General features: G+C 65.1%; 15 protein-coding genes. 7 read left to right on the forward strand and 8 right to left on the reverse strand.

Going from position 1 to position 16,050, the window contains the following annotated elements; translation table 11 throughout:
• Positions 1 to 203 precede the first annotated feature (203 nt).
• From AC1VNY_RS17645 to AC1VNY_RS17660, 4 genes are all read left to right on the forward strand, one after another.
• The gene (locus tag AC1VNY_RS17645) at positions 204 to 1,337 is read left to right on the forward strand and encodes a patatin-like phospholipase family protein (RefSeq protein ID WP_482406121.1); all 1,134 of its coding nucleotides are present in this window, start codon (positions 204 to 206) and stop codon (positions 1,335 to 1,337) included.
• Between the two features lie 96 nt (positions 1,338 to 1,433).
• The gene (locus AC1VNY_RS17650) at positions 1,434 to 2,183 is read left to right on the forward strand and encodes a TetR/AcrR family transcriptional regulator (protein WP_482406122.1); all 750 of its coding nucleotides are present in this window, start codon (positions 1,434 to 1,436) and stop codon (positions 2,181 to 2,183) included.
• 262 nt (positions 2,184 to 2,445) lie between these two features.
• Positions 2,446 to 3,063 carry a PepSY domain-containing protein gene (locus tag AC1VNY_RS17655; RefSeq protein ID WP_051003186.1) on the forward strand — a complete coding sequence of 206 codons (618 nt, stop codon included), beginning with the start codon at positions 2,446 to 2,448 and terminating at the stop codon, positions 3,061 to 3,063.
• Between the two features lie 316 nt (positions 3,064 to 3,379).
• Complete coding sequence (locus AC1VNY_RS17660) at positions 3,380 to 4,417, forward strand: aspartate-semialdehyde dehydrogenase (protein WP_482406123.1); 1,038 nt, start codon at positions 3,380 to 3,382, stop codon at positions 4,415 to 4,417.
• 193 nt (positions 4,418 to 4,610) lie between these two features.
• Here the strand turns inward: AC1VNY_RS17660 and queA are convergent, their stop codons facing one another.
• The 5 genes from queA to coaD form a co-directional block, all read right to left on the reverse strand.
• The gene (gene queA / locus AC1VNY_RS17665; protein WP_482406124.1) at positions 4,611 to 5,687 is read right to left on the reverse strand and encodes a tRNA preQ1(34) S-adenosylmethionine ribosyltransferase-isomerase QueA; all 1,077 of its coding nucleotides are present in this window, start codon (positions 5,685 to 5,687) and stop codon (positions 4,611 to 4,613) included.
• Positions 5,688 to 5,822: 135 nt separating this feature from the next.
• Complete coding sequence (locus AC1VNY_RS17670) at positions 5,823 to 6,287, reverse strand: peptidylprolyl isomerase (RefSeq protein ID WP_028340742.1); 465 nt, start codon at positions 6,285 to 6,287, stop codon at positions 5,823 to 5,825.
• The gene (locus tag AC1VNY_RS17675) at positions 6,263 to 6,703 is read right to left on the reverse strand and encodes a hypothetical protein (protein WP_028340743.1); all 441 of its coding nucleotides are present in this window, start codon (positions 6,701 to 6,703) and stop codon (positions 6,263 to 6,265) included. Before AC1VNY_RS17675 ends, AC1VNY_RS17670 begins: the two co-directional genes overlap by 25 nt.
• Positions 6,704 to 6,709: 6 nt before the next feature.
• Entirely contained in the window at positions 6,710 to 7,273 is a 564-nt protein-coding gene (locus AC1VNY_RS17680) for a peptidylprolyl isomerase (protein WP_028340744.1), read from the reverse strand.
• Positions 7,274 to 7,319: 46 nt separating this feature from the next.
• Positions 7,320 to 7,817, reverse strand: coding sequence for a pantetheine-phosphate adenylyltransferase (gene coaD / locus AC1VNY_RS17685; RefSeq protein WP_482406125.1), 498 nt, complete (start codon positions 7,815 to 7,817; stop codon positions 7,320 to 7,322).
• A 267-nt stretch (positions 7,818 to 8,084) separates the two neighbouring features.
• Here coaD and AC1VNY_RS17690 point away from each other — a divergent pair, with 267 nt between their 5' ends.
• The 3 genes from AC1VNY_RS17690 (at position 8,085) to AC1VNY_RS17700 (ending at position 11,497) form a co-directional block, all read left to right on the forward strand.
• Positions 8,085 to 8,342, forward strand: a complete 258-nt coding sequence (locus AC1VNY_RS17690) for a hypothetical protein (RefSeq protein ID WP_038387125.1) — start codon at positions 8,085 to 8,087, stop codon at positions 8,340 to 8,342.
• A 165-nt stretch (positions 8,343 to 8,507) separates the two neighbouring features.
• Positions 8,508 to 10,406: a potassium transporter Kup gene (locus AC1VNY_RS17695; protein WP_482406172.1), complete on the forward strand. Its 1,899-nt coding sequence runs from the start codon at positions 8,508 to 8,510 to the stop codon at positions 10,404 to 10,406.
• A gap of 119 nt (positions 10,407 to 10,525) precedes the next feature.
• Complete coding sequence (locus AC1VNY_RS17700; RefSeq protein WP_482406126.1) at positions 10,526 to 11,497, forward strand: phosphotransferase family protein; 972 nt, start codon at positions 10,526 to 10,528, stop codon at positions 11,495 to 11,497.
• A 107-nt stretch (positions 11,498 to 11,604) separates the two neighbouring features.
• Here the strand turns inward: AC1VNY_RS17700 and gyrA are convergent, their stop codons facing one another.
• The 3 genes from gyrA to AC1VNY_RS17715 all read right to left on the reverse strand — a co-directional run bounded on the left by gyrA (position 11,605) and on the right by AC1VNY_RS17715 (position 15,693).
• Positions 11,605 to 14,331, reverse strand: a complete 2,727-nt coding sequence (gyrA, locus tag AC1VNY_RS17705; RefSeq protein ID WP_482406127.1) for a DNA gyrase subunit A — start codon at positions 14,329 to 14,331, stop codon at positions 11,605 to 11,607.
• Positions 14,332 to 14,544: 213 nt separating this feature from the next.
• Positions 14,545 to 14,943: a DUF2306 domain-containing protein gene (locus tag AC1VNY_RS17710; RefSeq protein ID WP_482406128.1), complete on the reverse strand. Its 399-nt coding sequence runs from the start codon at positions 14,941 to 14,943 to the stop codon at positions 14,545 to 14,547.
• Between the two features lie 258 nt (positions 14,944 to 15,201).
• On the reverse strand, positions 15,202 to 15,693 hold the full coding sequence (locus tag AC1VNY_RS17715; RefSeq protein WP_028332103.1) for a single-stranded DNA-binding protein: 492 nt from the start codon (positions 15,691 to 15,693) through the stop codon (positions 15,202 to 15,204).
• Positions 15,694 to 16,050 lie beyond the last annotated feature (357 nt).

Raw genomic sequence — 16,050 nt, forward strand, 5'->3', positions numbered from 1 at the left:
TAACGGCCCTCGCGCGACTTCGTGAACACCGACAACGGGCCGGACGCTTGCCTTGCATCGTCCGCCCCGTTAAACAAAACGAAACAGTGTCGTTTTATGACGACAATATGGCAACCGGCTTCCGCAGCGACGTCAATCCGCGAACGTGACTGGCAGAGATGGTCTCACCCCCTAGCGCCCGGCCCGCCGGCGCCGGCCCTCGGATGACGGCCACCCGCACGATCCGGCACGCGGTCCTGCTGTGCGGCCTCGCCTTGGCGCTGGCTGCCTGCAGCTCGCTGCCGCGGATGCCCTACACGGCCGCCGACGCCGCCAATGCGCGGGTGCTCGACCTCGACGGGCTGCGCCGCTATGCCGACGAGCCCGCGTCAAAATTCAAGCTCGAGAAGAGCGACCTCGCCCCGATCAAGACCTACCTCGCCCTCTCCGGCGGCGGCGCCGACGGGGCCTATGGCGTGGGCGTCCTCAACGGATGGACTGCGGCCGGCAACCGCCCGGCCTTTTCGGTTGTTTCCGGCGTCAGCACCGGCGGACTGATTGCGCCCTTTGCCTTCCTTGGCCCGCGCTACGACGACACGCTGAAGGAGGTCTACACCTCGGGCATCGCGGAAAGCCTGCTGCAGGATCCGAGCCTGATGCGGGTGCTGTTCGGCTCCGGCCTGTTCGGCAACAAGCGGCTGCGCGAACTGGTGGCGCGCTACGTCGGGCCGGACATCCTGAGCGAGGTGGCGCGCGAAAACGCCAAGGGCCGAAAGCTCCTGATCGTCACCACCGATCTCGACACCCAGCGCACGGTGATCTGGGACATGGGACGGATCGCAGCCGTCGGAACGCCCGAGGCGCTGCAGCTGTTTCGCGACGTGATGGCCGCCTCCGCCAGCATCCCGCTGGTGTTTCCGCCGATCATGATCGACGCCGAGGGCCAGGGCCGGCGCTTCCAGGAGATGCATGTCGACGGCGGCGTGACCGCGCCGGTGCTGACGCTGCCGGACGCGCTGCTGTTCCGCGAGCGAGGCTGGCCCGCCAATGGCCGCATGAACATCTACATCCTCGTCAACAAGAAGCTCGAGGGCAACTTCGAGCTGGTGTCGAACTCGACGATCGACGTCGCCTCCCGCAGCATTTCCGCGATCACGCAGGCGCAGACGCGCTCCGTCATCCTCTCGACCTATGACTTCGCCCGGCGCAACCGGCTGGGTTTCCATCTGTCCTACATCGAGCGCGACTATCCGGCGCCGGAAACGCAGGGTTTCGACACCGCCTATATGCGCGCGCTCTACCAGTACGGATACGACAAGGCCGCCGCCGGGCAGGCCTGGACCGCGACGCCGCCTTGAGCGGCCTGCTCCCGGTACCGCCGAATGGACGAATCCGCATCGCGCGGGTTATAGACCGGACAGACCCGTCCGACACACAACGAGATGAATGGGCAAATGGGATTGACGGCAACCAAGGCCAAAGCGGCCAAGCGCAGCGTGATCAAGTCACGCGGCGGCCGGCCGACGCGGGATGCCGCGATCGAGCGCGACCAGCGGCTGATCGAGGTCGCCACCCGCCTGTTCCTCGAGCGCGGCTTCGATGCGACGTCGATCGACGCGGTGGCCGAGGCCGCCCGCGTCAGCAAGCCCACCGTCTACGGTCAGTATGGCGACAAGCGCGGCCTGTTCGCCGCGGTGCTCCGTCGCGAGATCGCCCGCTGGCTGGCCCCGCTCGCCGCCGCGGCGGCCGAAGCGCAGACCGGCGGCAACTGCGACGGTTCGGTCGAGGAACGGCTGACCGAGCTCGGCCGCCAATTGTTGGTGCTGAATTGCAGCGCCGACTCCATCGCCTTCAGCCGGATCCTGACCGCGCAGGCGATCAATTTCCCCGAGGTCGCCAAGCTTGCCGTCGACGAGGGCTGGTCGAAGGCGGTTTCCACCACGGCGGATTTCTTCGACCATCTGGTCGATAAAGGCGTTCTCGACCTCGAGGACACCACGATCGCGGCCGAGACATTCCTGAACATGGTGGTCGGCCACACCCACCGGATGGCGACATTCGGAATTCCGATCGACATGAAGACCGCCGAGACCCGGATGGAAGTCTCGATCCGGCTGTTTCTTGCCGGCGCCGTCGGGCCGCAGGACCGGCTTCGCGATACGGCCAAGGAAACGACGAAGGCGCGCCGCCGCCCGGCCCGCTAACAGTTTTAGGATCGTTGCATCGCCTCACACGTTGTCGTGATGAGCCTTGAAGGAAACAGAACGAAACCGTATTGTTTAGTTGCAATGAGACGCGGAACCCAAGTTCAGCCCCCCAACGGTTTCGTGTCGCCTTGTAACTTCGATCGTCACGACGGAGCTGCCGCCATCGCTCCGTCTGAACGTTCGGCGGCCGACCTCTGACTAACAAAGGTCGGCCGCACTTTCTCTGCCCGGGCGGCGGTTCGACGCGACGGATGCGACCATGACGACGGGACGATTACACGCACTGCGGCATTGGGCATTCGGCACGCGGCTGCTGGCAACCGCGCTCATTGCCCTGCCCTTCGCGACGCCGGCTTACGCGATCACGAGCTCAACGGCCGCGGCGCTCACCCCGCAGGACAACGACACCGCGCTCGACGTGCACGCGGTTCGCCGCGAGCTCGACAGCTTCCAGGCGGCCCAGATCTCGCTGCGCAAGGCGATGGCGATTGCGGAGGCGCTGCACTCGGGCTCGATCACCGCCGACATCAGCTTCGACGGCGCGTCGGAGCCCGCGGTCTACCGGGTCAAGACCATGCAGCAGGACCGCATCTGGCGCCACGCCATTGACGCGGCGACCGGCGAAGTGGTGGGTGGCGAGGCCGCCGCGCCGCTGAAATCGCTTGGCGCCGAAGACCGTGACAACCTCGCCGTGCTCAGGGCGCTGCGGCATCGCCTCGCCGACGCCGTGCGGGTGGCCGAGCGCACGACCTCGGGAAAGGCGATCAGCGGCGGCCTGATGCGCGAACGCGGCAAGCTCAATTTCGTCATCGTCGTGCTCGCCGGCAGCGATCTGAAAGAGGTGATCCTCGAACCGCCCGGCGCGCGCAGGCGCTGAGGCCGGCGCGGGACTCGCCAAGCTTTCCCTTGCCGAGTTTTCCCTCGCCAAGTTTTCGCCCAAAAGCCGTTGACGGACGCCGATCTGTCCCGCATAAGTCCGAGCCATGATCACCGCGACCAAACGCACCAGCAAAACCACCAAGCCCTCCGGGGCCTCGGGAGGCGTGCGCGCGTAGTCGGTCGAACCGCATCATCTCTACCCGAAGCCCCGCCTGATGAAGGTCCGGGGCTTTTTTATTGCCTGCAGCACAACAGCATGATCCGGAAGAGTGGGAACCGGTTTTCCGATCAGATCATGCTCAACCGAGACTGAAATGGAGGACAAAGTGAGTAACGATCCCGTCGTCGCGATTGTCGGCGTCACCGGCGCCGTCGGCGCCGAATTCATCGCCACCATGGACAAGCGCGGCTTCCGCGTCGGCAAGCTGAAGGCGCTGGCGAGCGCCCGCTCGGCCGGCAAGACCGTCAGCTTCCGCGGCAAGCCGGTCGTGATCGAGGAACTGACCGAGCGCGCCTTCGAGGGCGTCGACATCGCGCTGTTCTCGGCCGGCGGCGGCATCTCCAGGAAGTTCGCGCCGCTTGCGGTCAAGTCCGGCGCCGTCGTGGTCGACAATTCGTCGGCGTTCCGGATGGATCCGAACGTGCCGCTGGTGATCCCCGAGATCAACGCCAACCGCATCCGCGACCACAAGGGCATCATTGCCAACCCGAACTGCGCCGCCATCACCGCGCTGGTGCCGCTGTGGCCGATCCACCAGAAGAACCGCATCAAGCGCATGATCATCTCGACCTACCAGGCCGCGAGCGGCGCCGGCGCAGCCGCGATGGAGGAGCTCGTCGAGTCGACCCGCGCCAGTCTCAACGGACAGGTCTACACCCCGAAGGTGATGCCGCACCCCTACGCCTTCAACCTGTTCAACCACAACACCGCTGTCGATCCGGAGACCGGCTACAACGACGAGGAGACCAAGGTCATCAAGGAGACTCACAAGATCTTCGAGGACGAGAAGATCGCGGTCGGCGTCACCTGCGTGCGGGTGCCGGTGCTGCGCGCGCATTGCGAGGCGATCACCTTCGAATGCGAAAAGCCGATCACCGAGGACCAGGTGCGCGCGATCATGGCGCGGGCGCCGGGCGTCAAGGTCGTCGACGATCGCGCCAAGAACTACTTCCCGATGCCGATCGACGCCTCCGGCCAGGACGACGTGCTGGTCGGCCGCATCCGCAAGGATCTCAGCGATCCCAGCGGCCACTCGATCTCGATGTTCGTCGCGGCCGATCAGCTGCTCAAGGGCGCAGCCCTCAACGCGGTGCAGATCGCCGAGCTGCTGCCCGAACGCGCGATGGCGTGAATGCAAGAACCGTCATCCCCGCGCAATGGCGCAGCCATTGTCGCTGGAGGAGCCCGCGCGGCGGGCGTCTCGAAGGATGCATCGGCCCCAGTCGGGCCGTCGCCCTTCGAGGGCCGCTGAAGAAGCGGCCGCCTCAGCGACAAAGGCGAAGCCTTTGCGCGGGGGTGACGGTGAAGCAGCCGTGCTTGCGGAGCTAGCCTCGCGCGCGAAACAGCAAACACGCATCGCCGTACGAATAGAACCGGTAGCCATCCCTGATCGCGTGGGCGTAGGCGCGTTGCATCGTCTCGAGGCCGGAGAACGCCGAGACCAGCATGAACAGCGTCGAGCGCGGCAGATGGAAGTTGGTCAGCAAGATATCGACCGCGCGGAAGCGGTAGCCCGGCGTGATGAAGATCGAGGTGTCCGCCGCAAACGGCTCGATGGTGCCGTCGGCATTGGCGGCGCTTTCCAGCAGCCGCAGCGACGTGGTGCCGATCGCGACGATCCGGCCGCCTCTTGCGCGCGCGGCATTCAAGGCGGAAGCGGTCTCGGCGGTGATGCAGCCCCATTCGGCATGCATCTTGTGCTCTGAGGTCTCCTCGGTCTTCACCGGCAGGAACGTCCCTGCCCCGACATGCAGCGTCAGGCGGTGCAGCTCGACGCCGCGGCTCTTCAGCGCGGCCTCCAGCGCGGGCGTGAAATGCAGCCCCGCCGTGGGCGCTGCGACCGCGCCCTCATTGGCGGCGAACATGGTCTGGTAGTCGCTGACGTCCTGGTCGTCAGGCGTGCGCTTGGAAGCGATGTAGGGCGGTAGCGGCGTGGCACCGACATCGGCGATCGCCTGGTCGAGCACCGGACCATGGAACGAGAATGACAGCGTCACCTCGCCCTCCTGCCCCTTGGCCTCGACCTCTGCATCGAGATTGCCGAGCAGGCAGACCCTGCCCTCATTGCCGAAGCGGATGGTGTCGCCGGGGCTGAGCTTCTTCGCCGGCTTCACCAGCGCCCGCCAGCGCGAGCCGTCGAGCCGCTTGATCAAGGTCGCCTCGATCTTCGGTTCGGTGTCGCGCCCGATCCGGCGGCCCTTGAGTTGCGCCGCGATCACCTTGGTGTCGTTGACGACGATCTGATCACCCGGCTCCAGCCACTGCGGCAGGTCGCCGATCGCGGCGTCGCGCAGCACGCCGTCCGGATGCACCACCAGCATCCGCGCGGCACCGCGCGGGCTCGCGGGGCGAAGCGCGATGCTTTCCGGGGGGAGTTCGAAGTCGAAGAGATCGGTGCGCATGGCGGTGACTAATACTTCAGCGCCGTCATTCCGAGGCACGCGAAGCGTGAACCCGGAATCTCGATATTCCACAATGCGCAATTGCGCATTGGGGTTCGATGCTGCGCATCGCCCCGGAATGACGGAGTGTTTGACTTACGCCGCGTCGACGGCCATGCGCGCCTTGACGATCTTGTCCGGATCCTTCACCGGCTCGCCGCGCTTGATCTTGTCGACGTTCTCCATGCCCTCGGTGACCTTGCCCCAGACGGTGTATTGACCATTGAGGAAGGAGGCGTCGTCGAAGCAGATGAAGAACTGGCTGTCGCCGGAATCCGGATTGGCGGCGCGGGCCATCGAGGCGGTGCCGCGGACATGCGGCTCCTTGTTGAATTCGGCCTTGAGCTTCTTGCCGGAGCCGCCCATGCCGGTGCCCTGCGGACAGCCGGTCTGCGCCATGAAGCCGTCGATCACGCGGTGGAACACGATGCCGTCGTAAAAGCCCTCGCGCACCAGCTCCTTGATCCGCGCGACGTGGCCGGGCGCGAGATCCGGGCGCATCTCGATCGTGACCGGGCCCTGGGTGGTTTCGAGGATCAGAGTATTTTCGGTAGCAGCCATGCTCGCTTCTCCTGGCTTCGGGGTGGATACTTCTTATTCCTGAACGGGATTGCGAATGGGCGGCCGGCCACCGCGCCGCCCAGGCTCTCGGTAAATGGCAACGGCGTGCAGCGTTGCAACGTCTCCATCACCGCGATCCGGTATGCAATCCGGTCGTTGTCGGTCGCCTCCTGCGATTCGTAGCTGATCCTGGGATGTCCGAGGATCGCGCCCTCGCGGTTGAAGCTGACAATGACGGTTATGTCGATCGGGCCGGCCTTGTCCGCCGGCGGCGGCCGCCAGCAGCGGTGGATGGCAAGAACAACGTCCTTGATCGTATTGAGTTGCTCCGGCTCGGCCGCCGCTGATCCGGTCAGCGCGAGCCACACCAGCAGCGGCGCGGCGAACCAGGCACGTGGTTTGCTGCGCGCCGCCATCGCGGATCACTTGATGTCGGACGCGACCTGCACCTTCACCATCTTGTCGGGATCGGTGACGGCTCCGCCAGGAGAGCCCGCAGACGCCTTCTTCAGCTTGTCGACCACGTCCATGCCCTGCACCACCTCGCCGATCACGGTGTACTGGCCATTCAGGCTCGATCCGTCGGCGAACATGATGAAGAACTGCGAATTGGCGCTGTCGACGCTGTCGCCGCGCCGGGCCATGCCGACGATGCCGCGCTTGAACGGGACCTGGGAGAATTCCTGCTTCAGGTTCGGATATTTCGAGCCGCCGGTGCCGTTGAAGTTCTGGCCGTCGCCGGTCTGCGCCATGAAGCCGTCCATCACGCGATGGAACGGCACGTTGTTGTAGAATCCCTCGCGCGCCAGCTGCTTGATGCGCTCGGCATGCTTGGGCGCGATGTCGGTGCGCAGCTTGATGACGATGCGGCCCTTGGTGGTGTCGATCACGATCGCATCGGCCTTGTCGAGATTGGCCGGCAGCGGCTGCGCGACCGCGGGCACGACGCAGAGCAGCGCGGCAACGAATGCGAGAATGCGGATCATGGCAACTCCGGAGCTTTAACGTTCGGGGTGTGGCAGGCCGCCGGGATCAGCCGGCGAACTTGGCCTTCAGGCTAGCGGCGACCGATGACGGCACGAATGAAGAGAAGTCGCCGCCCATCTGGGCGATTTGGCGCACCAGTGTGGCGGTGATCGGGCGGACCATAACCGACGCCGGAACGAACACGGTGTGCACCTCGGGCGCCATCGCCTCGTTCATGCCGGCGAGCTGCATCTCGTAGTCGAGATCGGTGCCGTCGCGCAGACCGCGAATCATCAGCGTGGCCTTGGCCGCGCGCGCCGCCGCGACCGTGAGATTGTCATAGGTCGCGCTCTCGAAGGCGCAGCCCGCTTGCTGGGCGATGGGGCCGAACACCTCATGGACCATGGCCAGCCGTTCCTCGGTGGAAAACAGCGGCTTCTTGCCGGGATGGACGCCAATGGCGACGATCAGGCGGTCACAGAGGAAGACGGCCTGTTTCACCACGTCCAGATGGCCGTTGGTGACGGGATCGAAGGAGCCGGGATAGATCGCGATACGGGACATAGTCCCTCCTAACCCGCCCGGCTCTCCCCGGCAAGCCGCCCGGGTTCCATCGCCTGCTCGAAACAAATTTCCAATCGTCCAGTGAACGAGTCCTGGGATGCCAGCGTCTACGTGGGTGAATGTTTCGTCGGCCGTTGGCGGACGAAACAAAACCGGCCCGCGACGAAACCATTTCCCGCGGTGGCGAAGACACCAGGAAACTTGCGGCCGGTAGAGGTTGGACAACGAAACGACGGGCCCGGGCGGCCCGATCAACTGGGGACCGTCATGATCAAGGCACTTTCCGCCATCGCTGTCGCCGCGTTCATTGCCGCCGCGCTCACCGTACTGCCGGGCTTTGCGCCGCAGGTCGAAGCCTCCACGCCGCAGCCGCTGGCCAAGAGCGACCGTCTCGACGTCCACCCGGTCGGCAAGGACTGCTCGCAGCAGGCCTGGCCGAATTTCGAGGCCTCGTGCCTGCGCACCGCCGGCAACAAGACGGTGGTTCGCGAAGCCCGCCTGGTTACCGCCGACCGTACCCCGTAGCGCATTCAAACGAAGTCGATCGTCAGCCTGGCGTAAGGCCAGGCCGTCACACAAAACCCAATGGTAATTTGCGACGTCCCGTCGCAGACTATCGTCTAAGGCGCCCGGCCGGATAACCCGGCGCGCGCAAGACATCGGGGGATTGCCGTGACGAGTACGCCCGCCATCGTTTCTTCTGGCCACCCCCCGTCCAGTCCGATCCCGGTTGCCGTCACGCTCGGTGCCCTCGGCGTCGTCTATGGCGACATCGGCACCAGCCCCCTCTACGCACTGAAGGAAGCCGCCAAGGCCGCCACCCATGGCGGTCCGCTCACCGAGAGCGCGGTGCTCGGCGTGGTCTCGCTGATCCTGTGGGCGCTGATCCTCATCATCTCGATCAAATACGCGATGCTGATCCTGCGCGCTGACAACCGCGGCGAAGGCGGCATCGTCGCGCTCTTGGCGCTGCTCTCGGCGCGCAACGCGGCGCCCGGCACCTGGCGCGCCCACCTTCTGGTGGTCGGCCTGATCGGCGCCGCCCTGCTCTATGGCGACGGCGCGATCACGCCGGCCATCTCGGTGCTGTCGGCGATCGAGGGCCTCAAGGTCGACGCGCCCTCGCTGACGCCTGCGGTGGTGCCGATCACCGTCGTCATCCTGATCGGCCTGTTCATGATGCAGAAGCAGGGCACCGGCTTCATCGGGAGGATCTTCGGCCCGGTGATGCTGTTCTGGTTCGCCGTGCTGGCAGCGCTCGGCATTCACGGCATCGTCAAGGCGCCCGGCGTGCTGGTTGCGCTGAGCCCGCTCTATGCATTCGATTTCCTGATCCATCAGGATTTTCACGTCAGCTTCGCCATCCTCGGCGCCGCCTTCCTCGCGGTGACCGGCGGTGAGGCGATGTATGCCGACATGGGACATTTCGGCCGCTTTCCGATCCGGCTCGCCTGGTTCGCCATCTGCCTGCCCGCCTTGGTGCTGAACTATTTCGGCCAGGCCGCGCTGTTGATCACCGACCCGACCGCGATCGAAAACCCGTTCTTCCAGCTCTCGCCGGACTGGTCGCATTACCCGCTCGTGCTGCTCGCGACCATTGCCACGGTGATCGCCTCGCAGGCCATCATCTCGGGTGTGTTCTCGCTGACCCAGCAATCGATCCAGCTCGGCTTCCTGCCGCGCATGCACATCGAGCACACCACGAGCGATGCGATCGGGCAGATCTACGTGCCGCTGGTGAACTGGCTGCTCGCCGCCGGGACACTCGGCGCGGTGCTGGCCTTCGGCACCTCCGACGCACTCGCCGGCGCCTACGGCATCGCAGTGTCGCTGTTGATGGCGATCACCACGCTGCTTGCAGCGCTGGTCGCGATCCAGTGGGGCTATTCGCCGATCATCGTGATCGCGGTGAACGGCTTCTTTTTCGTGATCGACGCGATCTTCTTTGCGGCGAACTCGACCAAGCTGTTCGAAGGCGGCTGGTTCCCGCTGCTGCTCGCCGCTGCGGTGGCCTTCCTGATGCTGACTTGGCGCGGCGGCGTGAAACTGGTCGAGACGGCGCGCAGCAAGCTGCGTCAGCCGGAAGAAGATCTGATCGAGACCGCGGTCAACAAGTGCCACAGCCGGCTGCCGGGCACCGCCATATTCCTCGCCTCCGCCCCTAACGGCGTGCCGCTCGCCTTGACCCAGTTCGTCAAGCACAATCACGTGCTGCACCAGCGCGTGCTGCTGGTCACCGTACAGATCGAGGAATCCCCGCGCATCTCGGACGAGGATCGCGTTGTGGTTCACGACGTCACCCCGGGCATCATCCGGGTCATCCTGCGTTACGGCTTCATGCAATATCCGACCGTTTACGAAGGGCTGAAGCTCGCCTGCCGTCAGGGCAAACTGCCCGGTCTCCGTCTGACCGATGTGACCTACTACATCGGTCGCGAGACCATCATTCCGCGGGAAGACATTCCGGGCATGTGGGTGTGGCGGGAATCGCTGTTCGCCTTCCTGCAGCGCAACGCCGAAAGGTCGGCAGCGTTCTTCGGCGTGCCGACCGGACAGGTCGTGGAGTTCGGGACGGAGATCGAGATTTGATCCCGCCGCCTGCGTAGCTGCGTAGCCCGGATGGAGCGAAGCGCAATCCGGGACAATCGAAACCGCACCGCCAGCTCCCCGGATTTCGCTTCGCTCCATCCGGCATATGGCATTTGCAAATGTCCGACGATCCGCCTCTTCAGCTGAAGCCGCGCCTGGCGATTTCGATCGACCAGGCGCAGGCGATCGTCGATCGGGTTGCGCCGGGATCGCGCGTGGCAGGCATCACCGAACTGCGCGGCGGCGAGATCAGCACGATCCTGGAGATCACGCGGGCGGACGCGCCAAGCTGCATCCTCAAGGTCTACCCCACCCAGCTGCAATGGAAGATGGCGAAGGAGGTCCATGTCCTTGGACTTCTGCGCGATGCCGGCATTGCCATTCCGCGCATCCTCATGGCCGACGACAGCCGCGCGCTGATCGACTTCAATTTTGTGCTGATGAGCAAGCTCGACGGCGTCGTGCTCGGCAACCGCGAGGCGGCGCTGACGGATCAGGAGCTGTTTTCGATCTACGCCGCCATGGGCGCGGCGCTCCGCCATATCAATGCCACCACGCTCGACAGCTTCGGCTATATCGGCCCGCACGGCGTCTGGACGTCGTACCCGACCAACCGCGCCTACATGTCCGCGCAGTTCGAGCGGAAGCTGACCGAGTTTTGCACGCGCGGCGGGGACGAAGCGCTGGCCGCGCGGCTGCGGGCCGGCGTCCTGGCGCGCAGCGTCCTGCTCGACGCAGCCGACACGCCCCGCCTCTGCCATTATGACTTCCACGCCGGCAACGTGCTGGTGACACCGGCGGGGCAGCCGCGTCTCACCGGCATCGTCGATTTCGAGAATGCCACCGCCGGCGATCCGCTGATGGACGTCGCCAAGGCGCTCTATTACTTCACGCCGAAGGATGCGCCGAAGCGCGACGGATTGCTCGCGGGCCACGGCACAAGCGAGCGGCCGGACTGGGAGGCCACGATCGCGCTCTACCGGCTGGCCTGCACGCTCGAGCTCTGGTGCTGGTTCGCGCAGATCGGCAACGCGGATGCGCTTCCGAAGATCACCACGGAGTTGGAACGCGCCGCGAATACCCTGGCGTAGCCCGGATGGAGCGAAGCGCAATCCGGGACGACCGACGCCGCGTCAACAGCCCCGGATTTCGCTTCGCTTCATCCGGGGCTACAGGAAATCAAATCGAAACGACGGCGCTAGCCGCCGTTGCCGTTCTCGCCGTTTTCCTCTTCCGGAATGTGCTCGACCGAGACCACGTGCTCGTCCTCGGCGGTGTCGAACACGATCACGCCCTGGGTCGAGCGGCCGGCGACGCGGATGTCGGCGACCGGGCAGCGAATCAGCTGGCCCTTGTCGGTGACCAGCATGATCTGGTCGGCGTCCTCGACCGGGAACGACGCCACCAGGTTGCCGTTGCGGTTGTTGACGCTCATCGCGACGATGCCTTTTCCGCCGCGGCCGGTGGTGCGGTACTCGTAGGACGAGGTCCGCTTGCCATAGCCGTTGACGGAGACCGTCAGCACCACCTGTTCGGCCGCCGACAGTTCGGCATAGCGCTCCTGCGACAGCTGGATCGCATTCGCGGTCTCCTCGCCCTCGGCCTCGACCGGCTCCTCGGCCGCGGCCTCGCCGGCTACGGCGCGGCGCATCTTCAGGTACGCCGAGCGCTCGTCCGAGGTGGTCTCGACATGGCGCAGGATCGCCAGCGAGATCAGCTTGTCGGCCTCGGCCAGCGCAATGCCGCGCACGCCCATCGAGGTGCGGCCGGTGAAGACGCGCACATCGGTGACGGGGAAACGGATGCACTGGCCGCCGGCGGCGGTCAGCAGCACATCGTCACGCTCGGTGCAGATCTGGACGTCGACGATCGCCTCGCCTTCCCCAAGCTTCATGGCGATGATGCCGGAACGGCGCACGTCGACGAAGTCGGACAGCTTGTTGCGGCGAACGGTGCCGCCGGTCGTCGCAAACATCACGTCGAGATTGGCCCAGGAGGATTCATCCTCCGGCAGCGGCATGATCGTGGTGATACGCTCTCCCTGCTCCAGCGGCAGGATATTGATCAGCGCCTTGCCGCGCGCATTCGGCGCTGCCATCGGCAGCCGCCAGACCTTCTCCTTGTAGACCTGGCCGCGCGACGAGAAGAACAGCACCGGCGTGTGCGTGGACGCCACGAACAGGCGCGAGACGAAATCTTCGTCGCGGGTCTGCATGCCGGCGCGGCCCTTGCCGCCGCGGCGCTGCGCCCGGTAGGTCGACAGCGGCACGCGCTTGACGTAGCCCGCATGTGACACGGTGACGACCATGTCCTCGCGCTGGATCAGGTCCTCGTCCTCGACCTCGCCTTCCTGCTCGATGATCACGGTCTTGCGCGGGGTGGCGAACTGCTGCTTCACCTCGGCCAGCTCGGTCTTGACGATGCCCTGCACGCGGGCACGCGAGCGCAGGATGTCGAGATAGTCGGCGATCTCGGCCGCCAGCTTGTCGAGCTCTTCGGAAATCTCGTCGCGGCCCAGCGCGGTCAACCGCTGCAGGCGAAGGTCGAGGATGGCCCTGGCCTGCTCCATCGACAGTCGCAGCGTGCCATCCTCGTTGATGCGATGCCGGGGATCGTCGATCAGCGTGATCATCGCCTCGACGTCGCGCGCCGGCCAGTCACGCGACATCAGCGACTCGCGCGCGGTGTTCGGATCCGGCGAGGTCCGGATGACGCGGATGATCTCATCGATGTTGGCGACCGCGATCGCGAGGCCGACCAGGATGTGGGCGCGATCGCGCGCCTTGCCGAGCAGGAACTTGGTCCGCCGGGTCACCACCTGCTCGCGGAACGCGACGAAGATGGTGAGCAGGTCCTTCAGATTCATGGTCTGCGGACGGCCGGAATCCAGCGCCAGCATGTTGGCCGGGAAATTGGTCTGCAGCGGCGTGAACCGGTAGAGCTGGTTCAGCACCACGTCGGGCACCGCTTCGCGCTTCAGCTCGATGACGACGCGATAGCCGTCGCGATCGGACTCGTCGCGCAGGTCCCCGATGCCCTCGATCTTCTTCTCTTTGACGAGATCGGCGATACGCTCGACCATCGTCGCCTTGTTCACCTGATAGGGAATCTCGGTGATGATGATCGCTTCACGATCTTTCCTGATCGTGTCGATGGTCACCTTGCCGCGCATCACGATCGAGCCGCGGCCGAGGTGGTAGGCGCTGCGAATGCCCTGGCGGCCCAGGATCACGCCGCCGGTCGGGAAGTCCGGTCCGGGAATGATGTCGATCAGCTCGTCGATCGTGAGCGCCGGATTGTCGATCAGCGCCACGCAGGCGTCGACCACCTCGCCGAGATTGTGCGGCGGGATGTTGGTCGCCATGCCGACGGCGATGCCGCCGGCGCCATTAACCAGAAGGTTCGGGAACCGGGCCGGCAGAACCGACGGCTCTTTCTCGGAGTTGTCGTAGTTCGGCTGGAAATCGACGGTCTCCATGTCGATGTCGGCCAGCACGGCCAGCGCCGCCTTGGTCAGCCGCGCTTCGGTATATCGATAGGCCGCCGGCGGATCGCCGTCGACCGAACCGAAATTGCCCTGGCCGTCGATCAGCGGCACGCGCAGCGAGAAATCCTGCGCCATGCGGACCATCGCGTCGTAAATCGACTGGTCGCCATGCGGGTGATATTTACCGATCACGTCGCCGACGACGCGGGCGGATTTCACGTATTTCTTGTCCGGCGTATGTCCCTGCTCATGCATCGAATAGAGGATGCGCCGGTGCACCGGCTTGAGCCCGTCGCGCGCATCGGGCAGCGCACGCGACACGATCACGCTCATCGCGTAATCGAGGTAGGACTTCTTCATCTCGTCGAGAATGGAAACGGGACGAATATCTGAGGGTCCCGGCGGCTCGCCGGGCTTGTGGTCGTCGTTATCGGACAAAGGGGAAATCCGGTCAGTTCTACTGGGGAATCATATAGCCCATCGGGGCCCTGATAACCACCCTTGCGCGGCTCCCGCAAGCCGTTTTTCCCTTCGTTTTTTCATGCACTTACCGGCCGCATTGCAGGCCTGCGACGGGCCCGCTCCCACTGCGATCGCTAGGTGGCGAAGGCCCGACGGAACCGGCTCTTCAGAACGCCGTCGATCCCCCATTCAGTGGCCGAAAATCACCGCGTGCATAATCCGCCCCGGCATGAAGGTGAACAGCCCGGCAATGACCAGCGCGCCGAAGAAAATGCCGATCATCGTGAACCTGTGGCGGCGGACATCGTGGCTCCGCGCCGCCGTCACGCCGAGCACCAGCATGGCGAGCGAGAAGATCGACAGCAGGTGGATCGGGCTCCAGGGACCGACCAGCTGGATCTGATGGATCCAGAACGAGCTTCCGGCGACCACCAATATCAGGACCACCCAGAGCCAGCCCAGGGTCCGGTGCGGCAGCGTGCCCTTGGGGGCGGCGAGCTGGATGGAGCCGAGCACGAAGGCGGCCATCGCGGCAAAGGCGTGAAGCGGGATCGCAGGCGCTGCGTCGAGCAATGGCGCGAGGCTCATGATGGCGGCCCTCGAGTAAAGCTCGCGGCCAGACATCAAATGCCGCAGGCAAATGTAAATACCATTTACATCGGCCTGTGTCAAAGTTCAGGGAACCCGCATCCCCGCACGTCGGATCGCCACCATTTTTGCAGACGGTTACGGGGTTATCCTCATAGTCCACACGAAGAGATTGCCGCTCCGGATCGCAACGACCATTCCGGGAAATGATCTTCACGGAACGGCGCCTGACGGCATCGGTGGAAGCGCGATCGCTGCTCAGAACGGGATGTCGTCGTCCATGTCGCTGTTGCGGCTGCCGCCGCCCGCAGCGACGGCGCGGCGCGGCGCCGAGCTGACCGGTCCGGCCGAGCCGAAATCGCTGCCGCCATCATCGGAGAAGCTGCTGCCTCCGCCGCCGCGCCCGTCGAGCATGGTGAGGTTGGAGTTGAAACCCTGCAGCACGACTTCGGTCGAGTACTTCTCGACGCCGCTCTGGTCGGTCCATTTGCGGGTCTGCAGCTGACCCTCGATGTACACCTTGGCGCCCTTCTTCAGATACTGCTCGGCGACCTTGCAGAGACCCTCGTTGAAGATCACGACGCGGTGCCACTCGGTCTTTTCCTTGCGCTCGCCGGTGCCCTTGTCGCGCCAGGTTTCCGAGGTGGCGATGGAAAGGTTTGCGATCGGACGGCCGTCCTGCGTCCGCCGGATTTCCGGATCCTTGCCGAGATTTCCCACCAGGATCACCTTGTTCACGCTTCCTGCCATCGCATCATCTCCACTCAAAAACCGGGCGTCCGGACATCGGCCGCCACTCTCAACCTTCGCCACTTACGTCGCAGGCGTCGTGGATGACCCTATACGCCGGTGCCGGCTCGCCGCCTTTGCCCTCGCGCCGGTTATCCACGATATTCGAGATATAGCATCGCGTCCGGAATTGTTCCAGTTTTGTTCGCACAACCAGCCGTAGAAGCCGTCCAGTGCCGACCGAGCGGCAGTCGCTCTCGGCACCGGCCGACGCCCGGCAGCGAGATTTGGAAAACAACAAACAAATCAGTGCCTTGCATCATCACCACTTCTCCCGGGAGTGTTGCATTTGGGAGACTGCGTTTCCGGTTGAATCAG

This window comes from Bradyrhizobium ferriligni (assembly GCF_056837965.1).